The organism is Ensifer sp. Root423 (assembly GCF_001426275.1).
GTDB classification, from domain to species: Bacteria; Pseudomonadota; Alphaproteobacteria; order Rhizobiales; family Rhizobiaceae; genus Ensifer; species Ensifer adhaerens.
Genome location: NZ_LMEG01000003.1, coordinates 46,415 through 62,237 on the forward strand (window position 1 = coordinate 46,415; position 15,823 = coordinate 62,237).

General features: G+C 61.2%; 14 protein-coding genes. 8 read left to right on the plus strand and 6 right to left on the minus strand.

All coding sequences use genetic code 11. From position 1 onward, the window contains the following. Positions 1–219: 219 nt before the first annotated feature. Together ASD01_RS06120 and ASD01_RS06125 are read right to left on the minus strand one after the other, a co-directional pair. Positions 220–2,337 carry a carboxy terminal-processing peptidase gene (locus tag ASD01_RS06120; protein ID WP_034798128.1) on the minus strand — a complete coding sequence of 706 codons (2,118 nt, stop codon included), beginning with the start codon at positions 2,335–2,337 and terminating at the stop codon, positions 220–222. A gap of 129 nt (positions 2,338–2,466) precedes the next feature. Further along, positions 2,467–2,973, minus strand: a complete 507-nt coding sequence (locus ASD01_RS06125) for a helix-turn-helix transcriptional regulator (RefSeq protein ID WP_060643664.1) — start codon at positions 2,971–2,973, stop codon at positions 2,467–2,469. Between the two features lie 233 nt (positions 2,974–3,206). Between ASD01_RS06125 and ASD01_RS06130 the strand changes: the two genes are divergently transcribed. Together ASD01_RS06130 and ASD01_RS06135 are read left to right on the plus strand one after the other, a co-directional pair. Then, the gene (locus tag ASD01_RS06130; protein ID WP_034798126.1) at positions 3,207–3,908 is read left to right on the plus strand and encodes a DUF899 domain-containing protein; all 702 of its coding nucleotides are present in this window, start codon (positions 3,207–3,209) and stop codon (positions 3,906–3,908) included. A 200-nt stretch (positions 3,909–4,108) separates the two neighbouring features. After that, positions 4,109–5,587, plus strand: coding sequence for a S41 family peptidase (locus ASD01_RS06135; protein ID WP_060643665.1), 1,479 nt, complete (start codon positions 4,109–4,111; stop codon positions 5,585–5,587). Between the two features lie 103 nt (positions 5,588–5,690). On the opposite strand, the gene ASD01_RS06140 is transcribed toward ASD01_RS06135, so the two are convergent. After that, entirely contained in the window at positions 5,691–6,191 is a 501-nt protein-coding gene (locus ASD01_RS06140; RefSeq protein WP_060643687.1) for a DUF1801 domain-containing protein, read from the minus strand. A 665-nt stretch (positions 6,192–6,856) separates the two neighbouring features. On the opposite strand from ASD01_RS06140, the gene ASD01_RS06145 reads away from it, so the two are divergent. Continuing rightward, positions 6,857–7,486, plus strand: coding sequence for a flavodoxin family protein (locus ASD01_RS06145; RefSeq protein WP_060643666.1), 630 nt, complete (start codon positions 6,857–6,859; stop codon positions 7,484–7,486). A gap of 30 nt (positions 7,487–7,516) precedes the next feature. On the opposite strand, the gene ASD01_RS06150 is transcribed toward ASD01_RS06145, so the two are convergent. Then, positions 7,517–7,903 carry a winged helix-turn-helix transcriptional regulator gene (locus tag ASD01_RS06150; protein ID WP_244495197.1) on the minus strand — a complete coding sequence of 129 codons (387 nt, stop codon included), beginning with the start codon at positions 7,901–7,903 and terminating at the stop codon, positions 7,517–7,519. 164 nt (positions 7,904–8,067) lie between these two features. After that, positions 8,068–8,970, minus strand: a complete 903-nt coding sequence (locus ASD01_RS06155; protein WP_060643667.1) for a LysR family transcriptional regulator — start codon at positions 8,968–8,970, stop codon at positions 8,068–8,070. A 297-nt stretch (positions 8,971–9,267) separates the two neighbouring features. On the opposite strand from ASD01_RS06155, the gene ASD01_RS06160 reads away from it, so the two are divergent. The 5 genes from ASD01_RS06160 (at position 9,268) to ASD01_RS06180 (ending at position 14,830) form a co-directional block, all read left to right on the plus strand. Further along, positions 9,268–10,344, plus strand: coding sequence for an MFS transporter (locus ASD01_RS06160; protein WP_244495198.1), 1,077 nt, complete (start codon positions 9,268–9,270; stop codon positions 10,342–10,344). 293 nt (positions 10,345–10,637) lie between these two features. Continuing rightward, positions 10,638–11,978 (plus strand): ABC transporter substrate-binding protein, encoded by a 1,341-nt coding sequence (locus tag ASD01_RS06165; RefSeq protein ID WP_034798115.1) that lies wholly within the window; start codon positions 10,638–10,640, stop codon positions 11,976–11,978. Positions 11,979–12,045: 67 nt separating this feature from the next. Then, on the plus strand, positions 12,046–13,077 hold the full coding sequence (locus tag ASD01_RS06170) for an aldo/keto reductase (RefSeq protein WP_060643668.1): 1,032 nt from the start codon (positions 12,046–12,048) through the stop codon (positions 13,075–13,077). After that, positions 13,074–14,018 carry a carbohydrate ABC transporter permease gene (locus ASD01_RS06175; protein WP_060643669.1) on the plus strand — a complete coding sequence of 315 codons (945 nt, stop codon included), beginning with the start codon at positions 13,074–13,076 and terminating at the stop codon, positions 14,016–14,018. The genes ASD01_RS06170 and ASD01_RS06175 overlap by 4 nt, the downstream gene beginning before the upstream one ends. Next, entirely contained in the window at positions 14,015–14,830 is an 816-nt protein-coding gene (locus tag ASD01_RS06180; protein ID WP_060643670.1) for a carbohydrate ABC transporter permease, read from the plus strand. The genes ASD01_RS06175 and ASD01_RS06180 overlap by 4 nt, the downstream gene beginning before the upstream one ends. Before the next feature lie 17 nt (positions 14,831–14,847). Here the strand turns inward: ASD01_RS06180 and ASD01_RS06185 are convergent, their stop codons facing one another. Next, positions 14,848–15,735 carry a DUF3313 domain-containing protein gene (locus tag ASD01_RS06185; protein WP_060643688.1) on the minus strand — a complete coding sequence of 296 codons (888 nt, stop codon included), beginning with the start codon at positions 15,733–15,735 and terminating at the stop codon, positions 14,848–14,850. Between the last annotated feature and the right edge of the window lie 88 nt (positions 15,736–15,823).

Genomic DNA, 15,823 nt, shown 5'->3' on the forward strand with positions numbered 1-15,823 from the left:
TTTACTCGGAGCACATTGATGTACCTTTTTATGTTTTTTAGCGCGATAATCGTATTCAGCATTCTGTTCCTGAGCGCATACTCCATTTACTCGCAGCTCAGCGACGCCAACGATATTTTATAGGCTTGTACGTCTGCGCTGAGCGCGGGAAACAAAAAAGGTCGACAAAAGAGTGCTTTGTCGACCTTTCCTCAAGTACCCGCGCATCGGCCGAGCAGACTACTTTCTGGTGGCACTTGCCGGTGGCTGCGTGGCCGCCTTCAACCCACCTTCCTGCAAATCCGCCTCATCGGCCAGAATGGCGGTCGCCTCAGCAAGGAGAACGTCCTTTGCGTTCTTGCGGGCGTTTTCCATTGCGATATCGGCACTCAGGCTGCGTTCGTCCGCATTCAATCCATCGTCCTCACCGGTATCCTCGCCATCGCTTCCCTGAGCTCGAGCCTTAAGACGATTTTCGCGATCCTTCATTTCCTTGCGACGTTCGGCTTCGTTGAGGGAGACAACGCCTTTTTCGCGTTGCGCCTTGATGTCGGCGATGTCTTCGAGGAGGCGCTGGAAATCGGGGTCGCTTGCAATGCGCGCATTATGGCGGTCCTGCAGTGCCGGCAGCAGCGCCGTGACGGTATCGGCCGGCATATAATCCGCAGGCTTGATCTCTGACCACGGCAGGGCGTTATCATAGCTCGTTTCGCCAAAGCGCGTCGGGTCGGAAAGCCCCGGCAGACTGATATCGGGCGTTACGCCGTGCAGCTGCGTAGTGCCGCCATTGACCCGGAAGAACTGGGCGATCGTCACCTTGAGTTCGCCAAACGCAGGCTTGCTGTTGCGGACCATCTGGTCGAGGTCGACGACGGTTTGAACCGTGCCCTTGCCGAAGCTGGGCTCGCCGATGACGACACCGCGGCCGTAGTCCTGGATGGCCGCAGCAAAAATCTCAGAGGCCGAAGCCGAGCCGCGATTGATCAAAACACCGACGGGTCCTGACCAGAGAGGCTCAGGAAACTCCGAGCTTGTCACCACGACCTTGCCGTCGCCACTGCGTTGCTGAACGACCGGTCCAGAGCCGATGAACAGGCCGGTCAGGGCAATCGCCTGGTCCAGCGAACCGCCGCCATTGTTGCGAACGTCGATCAGAACGCTGTCGACCTGTTCCTGCTTCAGCTCTTCGAGAAGCTTTGCGACGTCGCGGCTCGCGCTGCGATAATCCTGCTCTCTTTTGCGCCGGGCTTCGAAATCCTCATAGAAGGCCGGAAGAGTGATCACCCCGATCTTGCGGGTGGTATCGCCCGCCTTCACAGACAGAACGCTCTTCTGCGCCGCCTGCTTTTCGAGGCTGATCTTGTCGCGCACGAGGGTGACGATGCGATGGGCGGCGTCTGCTCCCGCATCGGCCGGCAGAACGTCGAGGCGCACGACCGACCCCTTCTTCCCGCGGATCAACTGCACGACTTCATCGATGCGCGTGCCGACCACTTCCTTTATCGGGCCGTCGTGACCCTGCCCAACGCCGGTGATGCGGTCTCCGACCGCAAGCTTGCCGGACAGCTGCGCCGGCCCACCAGGCACGAGCTCGCGGATCGTCGTGTAGTCGTCGCGCTCCTGCAGCACCGCGCCGATTCCAACCAGCGAGAGCTTCATGGCGATATCGAAGTCGGCCGAAGCCCGGGCGCCAAAGTAATCCGTGTGCGGATCGACCGACGTCGTGTAGGCGTTCATGAACGACTGGAAGACGTCGTCACTCTTGTACTTGGAGGCACGCTCGAGCGCGTTTGCATAGCGCTTGTCGAGCGTTTCGCGAATGGCCGCATCAGTCTTGCCACTGAGCTTCAAGCGTAGCCAGTCGCTTTTCACACGCTTGCGCCACAGCTCGTTGCTCTCGGCTTCCGACTGCGGCCAGGGCGCCTTCTCGCGCGACAGGGAATAATCCTCCTGCTTCGTGAAATCGAAGTCCTGCTTCAGCAGTTCGCGCGCGTAGTTCATGCGGTCGACGACACGCTTTCCATAGACGTTGAAGATCGCAAACGGGATCTTCAGGTCCTTCTTCTTGATGGCGTCGTCGATCTCGTTGCGGTCAGGTTTGAAACTGTCGATGTCGGCCTGCAGGAAGAGCCCACGATCCGGATCGAGGGACTCGATGAAGCTGTCCATGATCTTGGCCGACAAGGCGTCATCTAGCGGAACGGGCTTGTAGCTGTAGCGCGTCAGAAATTTTGCGCTCAACTGTGCGGCCTGTGCCTGCTGCTTCAGCGGCTCCAGAACAGGAGGCGAGGCAACGTCGGCATAGGCGGACGGCGCGATTGCAAGAAATGCACCAAGGAAGACGTATGAAATGCGCATTCAGCGTTGACCCAATTCTTAATGCCGAGTGTCGAAGAGGGATCTAGGTGAAGCAATTATGGCTTTTTGGCAACCGGATTGATCCGACGCCGAGGCCGGCCTTACGTCAAGGCAGGCATCCGCCCGGGACTAATGGAGCGAGCCTGCCGCCCGGAATTCGCCCGGCGCCATCCCGTAAGCGCCCGTGAAAAGTCGGTAAAACCTTGCAAGACTATCGAATCCGCAGGCATAGGCGACCTCGGTGACGGGCAAGGCGGGCCGCTCGACGAGAAGCCGCCGCGCCTGCGAAGTCCGCATCGATGCCAGCGTGCGAGCGAAGGTCAATTCCGCGTGTTCGAACAGGACATGCAGCTGGCGCACGGAAATACCGAGCTCGAGCGCGACCTTTGCCGGCGTCAGTTTCTGCTGGTATTTGTCGCGCGCCATGATCTCTTCGGCGGCATAGCGCAGGCCCGAACGAAGGGCCGCACGCACTTCGGGCATGCCGGGTTTCAGTCTGTCGAGAATGGTCACCGGGTGGGCGGCATGTTCACTGATCCAGCGGCCGTGAATGCGCTTGATCGGCAGCGCATTGAGATAGTTCCAGCGCTCGCGTCCTGCCCGGCTGACGATGATCAGGTCGGCCTCTTCCAGCACCTTCAGATGCTGGGGCCAATGCCCAGAAAACCGAGACTTCTTCCCGCTTGCTTGACATGTTATGGTTTTACAACATATTGCAGCCAGATGCGACGGAGACCGCGCCGGTAAGATCGGATTGAGAGCTTTTCGGGAGCAATCGAACCGAGCCGGTTGGCTGGACGTCGCCGACCGGAGTTCAGCGTTGCAACGATGCCCCCACGCAAGTTGCCCAAAAAGGGAGATCATTGAGAATGTTGCCTAAGATCGTTTCAATGGATGAGTGGCAAGCCGCAATCGAACAACAGATTGCCAGGGAGAAAGCCCTCACCCGCGCACGCGATGACTTGAGCGCCGAGCGACGGCGCTTGCCGATGGTCAGGATCGACAAGGACTATTCGTTCGAAGGCCCCACGGGCACTTTAAGCCTTGCCGACCTCTTCGATGGTCGGCGGCAACTGATCGTCTATCACTTCATGTTCGCGCCCGGATGGAAGGCGGGCTGCGACGGCTGTTCCTGGGTCGTGGACGCGATGACCCACCCGGCGCATCTCAACGCACGCGATACGTCCATCGTGCTGATCTCGCGCGCGCCGCTCGAGAAGCTGCAGAAATATCAGGCCCGGATGCAGTGGCAGCACCCGGTCTGGTACTCGTCCATGGCGAGCGACTTCAACCACGACATGGGGGCCACGGTCGCCGACCCGGATGACCCGACCAGGACCAGCGAGCGTCATGGCGTCAGCGTTTTCCTCAGGGACGGCGACGATATCTACCGCACCTATTTCAACGGTGCGCGTGGCGTGGAGTATCTCGGCAGCATGTGGACGTATCTGGACCTGACGCCCTACGGTCGCCAGGAAACATGGGAAGTGTCTCCCGCGGGATGGCCACAGACCGAACCCTACGTTTGGAACCGGCGCCACGACGAATACGGGACCGAACCGGCCTTCTGATTTTCCCCGGCGGCGAGCATGGAATAGTCGTGCTGCCGTTCCTACGTCTTGTCTTGCCGATCGTCCGACCTCCGTCATTGCTGCGGGCCGGAACAGGGCTCGGGCGCGATGCTGAAGGAATATCGCCGGCCCTGGCTGGAGCGCCGAATTTGTGGATGGATCGCGCCTTGAAGAGGGGCGCTGTTGGGGGCCGTCAATCGATGGGAAACGAGACTCAAATCGGCAAGGAAGGTCCGGCGCCGAGAGGCAAGAGGTTTTGGCGGCGGCGCGGCGTTCGGATTGCATCGATCGCGCTTGCCGCCTTGCTTTTCCTGCTGGTCGCGCCGCTTGCGGCTATTCTCTATCCGACGCTGAAGAGCTATCCCCGAAGCGACTTTCCGGCCGCGACCTCGCAACTGGAGCGCAACAGGCAGGACCTTGCCCATCTGCGGCGCCTGATCGAGGTCGACCGCAGCTTCTCGCCGACCGCCCAGGCCGCGTTTGCCGCCGCCCTCGAAGTGATCGAACAACGGGCCGGTGATCTCGACCGCGCCGGTCTGGCGATCGCGGCTGCAAAAGCGGTCGCGCTCGCCGACAATGGGCACACCAGCGTGGTCGGCCTCGTCGGCGGCCACAGCTTCAATGCGGTTCCCATCCGGCTTGGCTGGTTTGCCGACGGCCTGTTTGTGATCGCCACGACAGGCGAGCAATCGCACCTTTTGGGCGGAGAGATCCTTGAGGTAAATGGAAGAGCGACGGAGGCCTTTGTCGATGCGCTTCGGCCCTATTTCGGCGGCCCCGCCAATCTCGCCAAGGAATTCGTCCCGAATGTCGCGATTTCGCCGGAATTGCTCCATGCCGCCGGCGTTGCCGAAAGCCCGCAGGAAAGCGCCTATTTCATCCGTCGCGCGGATGGAAGCGCAGCGCAAATCGCTCTTGTCGCCACGCCCGGTGCGCCGGAACCCTTGAACGCCCATGTCTGGCCACGACGCGATTTCAGTCCCTTGTCACAGACCGGTCGCGGCGCCGGGTGGCGGCACGTGCTCGACGATGTCACGCTACCGGCCTATCTCACGCGCCCCGACGCCAATGTCTGGCACCACTATCCCTTGCCCGATCTTCTCTACATCCAGATCAACCGCATCAGGGATGCGACGCCGGAGGACCTGTCGCAGGGGCTCGTCAAGGTGCTGGACGAGGCTGAGAAAAAACCGATACGCAATGCAGTCGTCGACCTGCGGTTCAACAATGGCGGCAATTACGAACTGACCGCCGATTTCTCGCGAAGGCTCCCCGCCATCCTGCCGCCGGAGGGACGGCTGTTTGTGCTGACCAGCGCGAACACGTTTTCGGCCGCGATCAGCACGGCGGCGCGACTGAAGTACTTCGGCGGCCCGCGCACGGTACTTGTCGGCGAGCCGATAGGAGACCGGCTGCAGTTTTGGGGCGAAGGCGGCCGCACGGTTCTGCCGAACTCGAAGATCACCATCCGTTACTCGACGGCCTATCACGACTGGGAACACGGTTGCAGCCTGTCGGAGATCAGGACCTGTTTCCTGCTGAATTACGTCTACGACGTCCCGGCAGGTCCCCTTCAGCCAGACTGCGCGCGCTCCACGAGCTTTGCCGACTATGCCGCTGGCACCGACCCGGCAATGGCCGCCGTCATGAAGATACTCATGGTGGGCAATGCCGATTGAGAAGCAGGTTGTGGGGAGGCAAGGCCGCGGCCGTACACCGCCGTGGCCGCTGACATCCGTTGGCCCGGCCATTCCCGGCGGCGAAGGATCTGCGGCGACGCTTTTACATCTTCTCGCCCGGCAGTTCGCTGGCCTGCTTGACCCAATCCATGAACTGCGCCTCGTCGAGTTCGTCCGTCTCATAGATGTCGAGATAACGAACATCCGGCTGTTTTGACGTGCCGGGAGGTAAGGGGCTGAATTGCGCCCCGCGGAAGAAAGCGACCTTCACGTATTTCGTCATGCAATGAAAACTGAGGAACCAGACATCCTTTTCCACGCCATAAAAGGGAGAGTTCCACTTGACCGCTTTTTCGACGCCGGGAACGGTCTTGACTACCAGCCGGTCCAGCCGCTTGCCTAGATCGCTTTTCCACCCCGGCATCGCAGCTATGTACTGCTGCACCGGCGCATTTCCGTAGCCCTTTGCGATCTGCGGATTGCCGCCGGTTAGAAGGACGACGCCATCGGCCGATTTTGTCGGCGGCGTCTTGCGTCCGATCTTTGAGCGTGGCGCAAGGGAAGCGGCTTTCGGTGCGTTCTTTCCGACTTTCTTCTCAGACATCCCGGACCTCGACTGTTCCGTCAGTTCGTTCAGGGTCGGATCCACCGTGATGGGCGCGGAGCCCCATACCAAATGGCTAAGCACGATACATAGCCATCCAGCTATGCATCGGTCAAGAATAAACCTCCGGTGTCAGCTGCATTGCGGGCCGCAACTCGATCAGAAAGCCGCTTCGCCAAGTATTGGCCATCGGCACGGCATCCCTCCACAGCCGTAGGGTCATGGCATGCAAACGGTCCGGATCCCCTTGCGATCCCGACCTGTGCAGCAGCGGCTCTCGTGACGAGCCATCATTCGGGATCTCGAGCGTGCTCTCCACCAACACCTTGACCGCCGGACAACACCCATGCCCAAACGGCTGTAGACCTGCTGAACTGAAAAGACGCTCTGCCGACACGACTGCGCGCGCTGTTGCAGCCTGCTCCGGTCGATTTGCCACGTGGGCCCAAGGCCACGGCCGCGATCCCTTGTCACCAGCAAGCGCCTCTACCCGGCATGTGCCGAACTGGCCGTCGCGGCCCGAACCGAATAGCGAAAGAGCGAAAGCACCCGCAACATAGGCACCCCAAGGTGCGTACTTGTAGGTGGCCTCTGCGCCCGATAGGCCTGCAGCCAAGCCCTGAAGTTTCCCTTTCCAGGTTGTCCGCTGCTTGAGGAAGATATCGATGAAGGCAATGGTTCTCTGCTCCAGCCCGCGGCGCGATGGAAACTCCACGACGATGGCGAAAGCGGTGGCCGATGGTTTGCTTGAGGCGGGCCACGAGGTCGAGACCGTTCATGTCGACGACGTCCTGTCGGCGCTGCTTAGAGACTGTCGCCAATGTCGTATGCCGGATGGCGAATGCGCGATCGACGACGGTTTCCGGCGGGCGTTCTTTGGCTCCTACCTTCCCGCTGACGGTTTTGTCGCCGCAAGCCCGATCTATTGGTATGGCGTCTCTGCGCAGTTGAAGGCGTTCTTCGATCGAATGTTCTGCTACGTGGCCGCGTCGCATCCACAATCGGCGTCCGTTGTCGCGCAGATGACTGGAAAACGGATCGGCCTCGTCCTCAGCTCAGAAGAGACCTACCCCACCGTTTCGTCCAGCCCGCAGCATCAGTTCCAGGAATTCAGCCGCTATACGCGTTCGACCTTCGTCGGCGTCGTTCATGGCCATGGCAACGCACGCACAGATATTTGCCGCGATCCGAGTGACCCGATCGGACGGGCACGCGTGTTCGGTCGGAACTTCTTCAGCGCTCACACCTCCGACTACCAGATCGACACGCCGCGATCAGGTCGCGTCTGGGCGTGAGCCGTCTTGCGTGCGCGCAATATCTTTCGGCTAGGCCAGGCGGACCTTCCGCCGCCTGGCCGCCTTTGCCTCGCTCGCGGCCGCATCGTATTGCTCCCTGAAGTAATCAAGCTCCGGAAAGTTCCGCTCCGCCCATCGGTCGAGGCTGATGAGCGTTTCGCTGAGAGACAGGCCGACTGAGCTCAGACTGTACTCGACATGGGGCGGGTTCGTCTGGTGATCGTGACGCTGCACCAACCCGTTGCGCTCGAGGTCCTTCAACGTCTGGGTCAGCATCTTTTGCGAAATGCCCTCGATCTTGCGCAGCAACGCGCCATTGCGCATCGGGCCCGCCGCGAGCGCCGACATGATGAGGATCGCCCATTTCGTCGATATCAGTTCGAGCGCATGCCGAGCCGAGCAGGATGCGTCGAACACGTCGGGATTGCTCGCAGGCGGGGCTCCAGCTTGCGGGGGCAGTTTCATCATCACCTCAAGGACATGCCGTTGCGGCCGCCGCTCTTCACGCCTCACAGGTAGTGCGCGTGATCGCGCCCCACAAGTTGCGAGTAGCACAGCCGAAGGCATGAGGGCGCGCCGGGCTACGCCCAGGGCGCACCGGCCGCCCATTCCGCTCGGATGGCCTCAATAAAAAGGCGGACCTTTGGAGAAACGTGCTTTCGTGTCGGATAGACGACGCAAACAGGCGGCTCGTCGCGTTCGAATTCTTCGAGCAGGGGGACAAGCCTGCCTTCCTTGATGTCGCGGCCCACCAGGAAGGCGCCGAGTTGCGCAAGGCCCGTTCCGGCGAGGCAAGCGTCGCGAATGGCCTCGGTGTTTCCGAGACGCAAGTTTCCCTGAACACCGACGTCCCGGTCTCCGCCGCCGACCCTGTAATGCCACGGTACCGGTCCGCCTGCGTGCTTGAACCCGATCCTGTCGTGGCGCGTCAGTTCGTCGATGGTGCGCGGCGTTCCGCGCCGCTTTAAATACTCCGGCGCAGCGCAGGTTATGAGCCGATGAGAGGCCAGGACCCGCCGCACGAGGCGACTGTCGGTGGGCCCGCCGATACGAACGGCAACGTCGATGCCGTCGCCGACGATGTCGCGATACTCATCCGAAAACGAAACCTCCGCTTCCACCTCGGGCCAACGGTTCAGGAAGCGCTGGAGAACGGGCAGAATGTGCAGCCTACCGAGGGCGATCGGCACATCGATGCGAAGGCGCCCTCTTGGGGCCTGGTGCCGTTGTGCCAAGGCGAACTCCGCGTCGTCCACTTCTGACAGGATCCTGATCGCATGCTCGTAGAAGAGCTGGCCCTCCTCGGTGAGGCTGACGCTACGCGTTGTTCTATGGATCAGCCGCGTTGCCATATTGTCTTCAAGACGTGCGACACATTTCCCGACCGCGGAACGGGAGAGGCCGAGCCGTTCCGCCGCCAGGGTGAAGCTCTGGTCATCGGCGACACGAACAAAGGCGCGCACATCGCCGAGATGGTCCAGCATCGCAAGATCCTATTGGGGACGATTCGTCCCTTTTGTTTCCATAAGGCCGAAGTTTATCTGAATATCGGAAACAGTAAAGAATGCCTCGCAACGTCCCGGCAACGGGACATGAAGGATTAGCTGGGCGCCACAACGTGCCTCGCCCCAGAATGAAAGAGGCAATTAGATGAAACTCCAGGAGAAACCGACGGACTCCAAAGGAAGGGAGGCCCTGACCGGGAGAATTGGCTACCGGTCTATGCCGCCGGCCTGTCGACCTTTTGCGTCGTGACGACGGAGATGCTGCCCGTTGGGTTAATGACGCCGATCGCAGACGACCTTCAAACGTCGATGGGGACCGCCGGTTTGACGCTCTCGCTGCCGGCGTTGCTTGCCGCGCTCTTTGCGCCCACCGTGGTACTCTTGGCCGGCAGGATCGACAGAAGGCGGCGCATCCTGACCACCCTTCTCTTGCTGCTGGTTGTTGCAAACATCATTTCGGCGCTGGCCAGTACGATCGGTTTGCTCCTGGCGGCGCGTATCATTGTCGGCCTTTGCATGGGCGGCATCTGGGCCGTTGCCGGAGGCCTTGCGCTACGGCTGGTTCCGGGCCGATCGATCGGTGTCGCAACGGCGATCATTTTCGGCGGCGTTGCAGCAGCGTCGGTTCTTGGCGTTCCGGTCGGAGCCATGATCGGTGACGCGGCGGGCTGGAGCTTCGCGTTTGCCGCGATGGCGGTCTTTTGTGCGATCGTGCTTGTGGTCAATCTCTGTGCGTTGCCTGCGCTGCCCGTCCACCAGTCCGTCCGGCTCAGCCAGTTTGGCCATCAGCTCTTGAACCGCCGGATCCAGCTTGGTTTGGCGATCACGTTCCTGTTCGTTGCGGGGCATTTCATGGCCTACACCTTCATACGTCCGCTTCTGGAATTTGTTTCGGGCATCGGCACACAATGGGTCGGGCTCATGCTGTTTGCCTATGGAGCCGCTGGTATTGGCGGAAACTTTGTTGCTGGCCCTGTCGCCGCTAGGCGTACCGGCGCGACCTTGCTGTGCATTGCCGGTGCCCTTGCTGCTGTCCTCTTCGGCTTTGCTCTCTTCGGAAACTCCGCTCTTGGCGGTGCGGTCGTCCTCATCTTGTGGGGCATCGCCTATGGCGGCGTCTCGGTCTCATTGCAAACCTGGATGATGAAGTCGGCACCCTCCGACATCGAAGTCGCAACGGCGCTGTTCGTCGCAATCTTTAATATCGCCATTGCCGCCGGATCCTTTGCCGGCGGTCGCATTGTCGATCAGTTCGATCTCGGCACCAACCTGCTCGTAGCGGGCATCCTGCCGTCCCTCGGAATTCTGCTCGGATTGAAAGCCCAACGTGCGGCCACTGGCAAGGCTGACTGATCATCGGACATATATCGAGCGGATCGCACTCACCATCTGTGCACAACCGGATGGACCGGGACGGCTTTCGTCCCGGCTCCGGCGGATCAGAAACAATCGCTTGAGGAAATTCCTACTCCGGCCGGGGGGAGAGAGAAGCAAAATCATTCCGTAATACTACATAAAATACATAGACTATATGTGTATGAGCCCAGGATTCTCACGCTTGATGCTGGCAACAACACGTGCGCCGGACCCGTTCCGCCTGCAACGAATGACAACGCTGGCCAGCCCAGATTTCGACGGAGGATCTCATGTCCAGTTCCATTTTCGGCCAGGCCTATCGCCGCCGCAGCGTGCTGAAATCGCTCGCGGCTGCCGGCGCCCTGCCCTTCATCGCGCCACTTGCCTCCTCGACCGCCCTTGCGTCCGGCAACAAATATGCCGGCCGCACGGTCAATCTCCTGATCATCCAGCCGCATGTCGTCACGGGCAAGAAAATTGCCGAGGATTTCGAAAGGCTGACCGGAGCCAAGGTCAACGTCACGGCGGTGCCCTACGACCAGGTCAGCGTCAAGGCGACGCTGGACGTGCAGTCGGGCGCCAACCAGTTCGACGTCATCGACTATTTCTATACCTACAAGGGCCAGCTCGCCGAAGATGGCGTGATCGAGGACGTGACCGATCTCATCGAGCGCGACAAGGCCGAGATCCAGCCGGAAGACTTCATCCAGACCATCTACGACCAGTACACGCTGCATGACGGCCGTCGCTATGGCTTGCCCTATGACGGCGACAGCCATCTGTTGTTCTATAACCGCGAGCTGTTTGATCGCTACGGCCTGAAGGCGCCGGCAACCTGGGACGAATACAACGAGAACGCCAGGGTGATCACCGAGGCGGAAAAGAAGAACGGCATCTATGGTGCTGCGGTTCTGGGCGCGAAGATCCCGGTCATCATTCTTTCCACCTATGCCAACCGGCTCACCGGCTTCGGCGGCAACTTCTTGAAGGCGGACGGCACCTCGGCGCTCGACAGCACCGAGGCCGTCGAAGCCCTGAAGTCGCTGCTTGCGTCGGCTCCCCATGCGCTGCCGACCCCACTTGAAACCCGCTTCGAAGAAGGGCTGCCCGCGTTTCTCAACGGCAAGGCTGCACAGATCGACTTCTGGACCGATCTCGGCGGCTATGCACAGGACCCCAAGGGCTCGAAGATCGTCGACAAGTGGGGGGTGACGCGCATTCCCGTCGGCGGCAGCAACAAAACACCCCGCCTCGCCTTCAATGCCGGCTTCGGTTTTGCGATCACCAGCGGATCGAAAAACAAGGACGTCGCCTGGGATCTGATCAAGCTTGCGACCGGCAAGGACTACCACCAGGAGCTTCTGGCGCTCACCGGCTCGGGTATCGACCCGGACCGCCAGTCTGGCTTGAAATCTAAGAATTTCAGGGACTTCCAGCCGCTGGTGCAACCGCTGCTCGATGATGGCGCATTGGAAAACAGCCTTGCCTGGCCGACCGCCGTCTATGCGCCAAAACTCGAAAATGCGCTGACCGACGAACTGGCCCTGGCGCTCGCCGGCACCAAAAGCGCGGAACAGGCGATCGCCGATGCCCACCAGGCCTGGACCGAAATCATCGAGACCAACGGCTGATTGCTTGCGGGGTGGCGCTTCCTCCCGGCGCCGCCCCGCCACTTTTTTTGAAACGAGGCAAAAGACCATGAGCGCAAGATCCTTGCCGAAACGCAGGCTCGGCCGAACCGATTTCGACATCACGCCCGTTGGCTTCGGCGCCTGGGCCATCGGTGGCCCCGATTGGGGCTGGGGATGGGGAAGTCAGGACGATACCCGGTCGATCGCCGCCATCCGTCATGCGGTCGAGCGCGGCATCAACTGGATCGACACGGCGCCCGTCTATGGCCTCGGCCATTCCGAACAGATCGTGCGCGAGGCGCTTTCGACCATCCCACGCTCCCAACGTCCGTTGATCTTCACCAAGGCCGGGCTGATCTGGGACCCGGACAACCGCAACGCCCTTCCCGCCCGCATCGGCAATGCCCAATCCATTCGCCGCGAGCTGGAGGCTTCCCTGAAGCGGCTCGGCGTTGATGTCATCGACGTCTACCAGGTGCACTGGCCTGCCAATGACGGCACGCCGGTCGAGGAATACTGGGCGACTTTTGCGGAGTTGAAGAAAGAGGGTAAGGTACGGGCCATCGGGCTTTCGAACCACGATCGGGCGCTTCTGGAGCGCGCGGCAACGGTGGCGCCCGTCGATGTGGTGCAACCGCCCTTTTCGGCAATCAAGCGCCAGTTCGCCAGAGCAGACCTGCCGTGGGTGCAGGCGCATGGCAGCGGCGTCATCGCCTACAGCCCACTGCAATCAGGCCTGCTCACCGGCGCCTTTACGCCGGCGCGCGCCCGGGCCCTTCCGCACGACGATTGGCGATCGCGCGACGAGGAATTTTCGGGCGAAGCGCTTCACCGCAACCTGGCCTTTGCCGAAGGCTTGAGGCCGATTGCCGCGCGACACGAAACGACCGTCGCTGCGATCGCTGCGGCCTGGGCGATTTCCTGGCCCGGCGTCACCGGTGCCATCATCGGCGCGCGCGAACCGCTGCAGATCGACGGTTGGATCGATGCCGCAACCCTTGCGCTCACGCCCAGCGACCTCGACGATATCGAGGACATGTTGCTGGCCACCCGGGCCGGCAGCGGGCCGACACGCCCGGATCTGGCCGAGGCCGCATGACCACCTTTGCCGTTGAGGTGCTGGAACCCGCCGGCGCGGCGGGTGTTGCCGCGCGCGCCCACGCCTTTTGGGCGCGTCTCGCACGGTTGGCCTGGATAGCACCGGTCCTCGTCGCGCTGATCGTCACGACGCTCTACCCGACTGTCTTTCTGCTGGCGCTTGCCTTCAGCAAGAGCACGCTTGGAAAGCCGTTCCGCGGCTTCGTCGGCATCAAGCACTTCGCAACGGCGCTTCAGGATCCGATCTTCCTCGCGGCCATCGGCAGAAGCGTCGCCTATGCACTTGCCACCTCGCTGGTGCAGCTTGCGCTCGGCTTCCTGATCGCGCTGCTTTTCACTTCCCTGTTGAAGGCCGGCCGCTTTTTGATGAGCCTCGTTCTGCTGCCACTGATGACCCCGCCGGTCATGGTCGGCATCGCTTGGAAGCTGATCTTCGCGCCGGCAGGCGGGCTCCTGAACGGTAGCCTGATCACCTATGGCTTTATCTCCGAGCCGATTTCCTTTCTTGGTCACCCGACGCTCGCCTGGCTGGCGATCGGCGCCGCCGACCTCTGGCAATGGACGCCATTCATCGTCATTCTCTGCTTTGCGGCTCTTTCCACGGTACCCGACAGCGTTCACGAGGCAGCGCTGGTGGACGGGGCCAATGGCTGGCAGCGCTTCTGGCACATCACACTTCCGCTGGTCGCCGCACCGCTTTCGTCGATCTATCTGCTGAAGCTCATTTTGTCGTTCAAGCTCTTCGACCTCATCTACATACTGACCTTCGGCGGACCGGGCTTTGCGACGACATCGGCCGGCTTTGCCATCTATCGGCGGGCGATCGAACAGTTCGACGTCGGCCGCGCCGCGGCCGAAACGATGATCTATGCGCTTGTCATCGGGCTTGTGACCTTGCCCGTCGTACGGCTGCACCAGCACTTCGAAAGGCGAGAGCTGTGAGACCTGCCGCGCGACATCTGTGGCTCGGCCTTGCGACAGCGCCGGTCGTCAGCTTCTTTGCCTTGCCTTTCCTCTATCTCATCGCGGTTTCCTTCAAAACGAAGGACGACGTGCTCAACGGACGCTTCTGGCCGACGATACCGACGCTCGCCAACTGGCCGGCGGCCTTCGACGCGGCCAACATCCTCGGTTTCATCCTGAATTCCGTGATCGTGTCGCTGGTTTCGGGCCTCGTCACCATCGCGCTGGCGCTGCCGTCGGCCTATGCCGTCCTGCGGCTGAAGATCGGTGGCAAATGGCTGTCGGACGTGACGCTGTCGAGCTACATGGCGCCGCCGATCGTAGCGCTGATCCCGCTGTTTTTTCTGCTGAAGACAACCGGACTGCTCGATACGCGCGCCGGCCTGATTCTCATTTATGGTTTCGCCAACGTGCCGGTCGCCTTCTGGCTGCTGATGCCGTTCCTGCGCCGGATGCCGATCGAGATCGAACAGGCAGCGGCGATGGACGGCGCCGGTCCATTTCGCACGCTGCTGCAGATCGTCGTGCCGATCATCGCGCCCGGCATCGTCGCGACCTTCATCATCGTCACGGTCTTGTCCTACAACGAGTTCCTGTTTGCTTCCGCCTTCACCTTCTCCGACGCCACGCGGACCTTGCCGGTGGGCATCTCGCTCTTCCAGGGCGACCGTCTCGTGAATTTCGGCCAGATGGCAGCCGCCTCCCTGGCAGGCATCGCGCCGGTTTATCTGGTCGCGCTGTTCATGCAACGCTACCTCGTGAGCGGGCTTGCCCATGGCGGGGTGAAATAAGGATCGCCAACCGCAAGCTATCGCGCAATAGGAGAGTTGAACGCTTGTTGCGCCGCAGCTTTTGGTTTCTTGTCGGTCCATTGAGGCGGCGCGCCGTATTTGGCTGCTATCGCGCCGACGAGGCCCGGTGCCCGACCGAAGGCATCGCATGCGGCATATTTGGGTTTGCCACCCAACCAGGACTGCATGCGTTGCCGGGTCGGCAGCGAGATATCCAATGCCTTCGGCTCCTTGCCGGAAATCAGCACCTGCGAAAACGCGTCGGCGAATTTCGTCGAAAAGCTATAGGCGTCGCCGACTTCCGAAACACGGGGCTTGTCGAGGATCGAATTTGCACCACGCGCCCAAAGCATGGCGGCACTTTGCAGACCGCTGGCATCGACCGCTTCGGCCTCTACAGCCAAGCCTCCCAGGCCGACAGGCAATCGCGGCACGCTGACGGGCAGGACGAACCCCGTACCAATGGTGATGGCCGTGGAAACCCCTGCGAGCGCCTTGTCTGTCGGGACAATATCGGCGATCACGGAGCGAACCGTCAGATCAGCAGGCTGATTGGCAGGAACCATCTGGTACCTGTCGCTGAGCGCGACGCAGAGCGCCCGATCGAGAGCGTTCGAAACCAAATCGCGATCGGCATCGGACTTGATCTTGGAGGCGGCTGCAAAGGAAAACGTCGTTGGCGCGATGCGGACGGTTTTCACGTCGACCAGACGTTGTCCATCAACGTAGAGGCGTTTCTTGGCCACCATGCCTTTCGACGGACCGAGCTTGCCATAGGAGGTCAAAGTCCCCGCCTCCTTCAATGGAACCGATTGGCATCCGACCAGGGTTGCCGAGAGTAGCCCTGCCAGCGCCACCGCGCCGGCCGGGACGAGCGATGAAGAAACCCAAGCAAGCGATTGAATAAAATATTCTTTTAGCACGTTTCATGATCTCCGTTGACATGCAACGGCGACCTTGGGGATGGACAATTGCTACAGAATTACAAGCAGG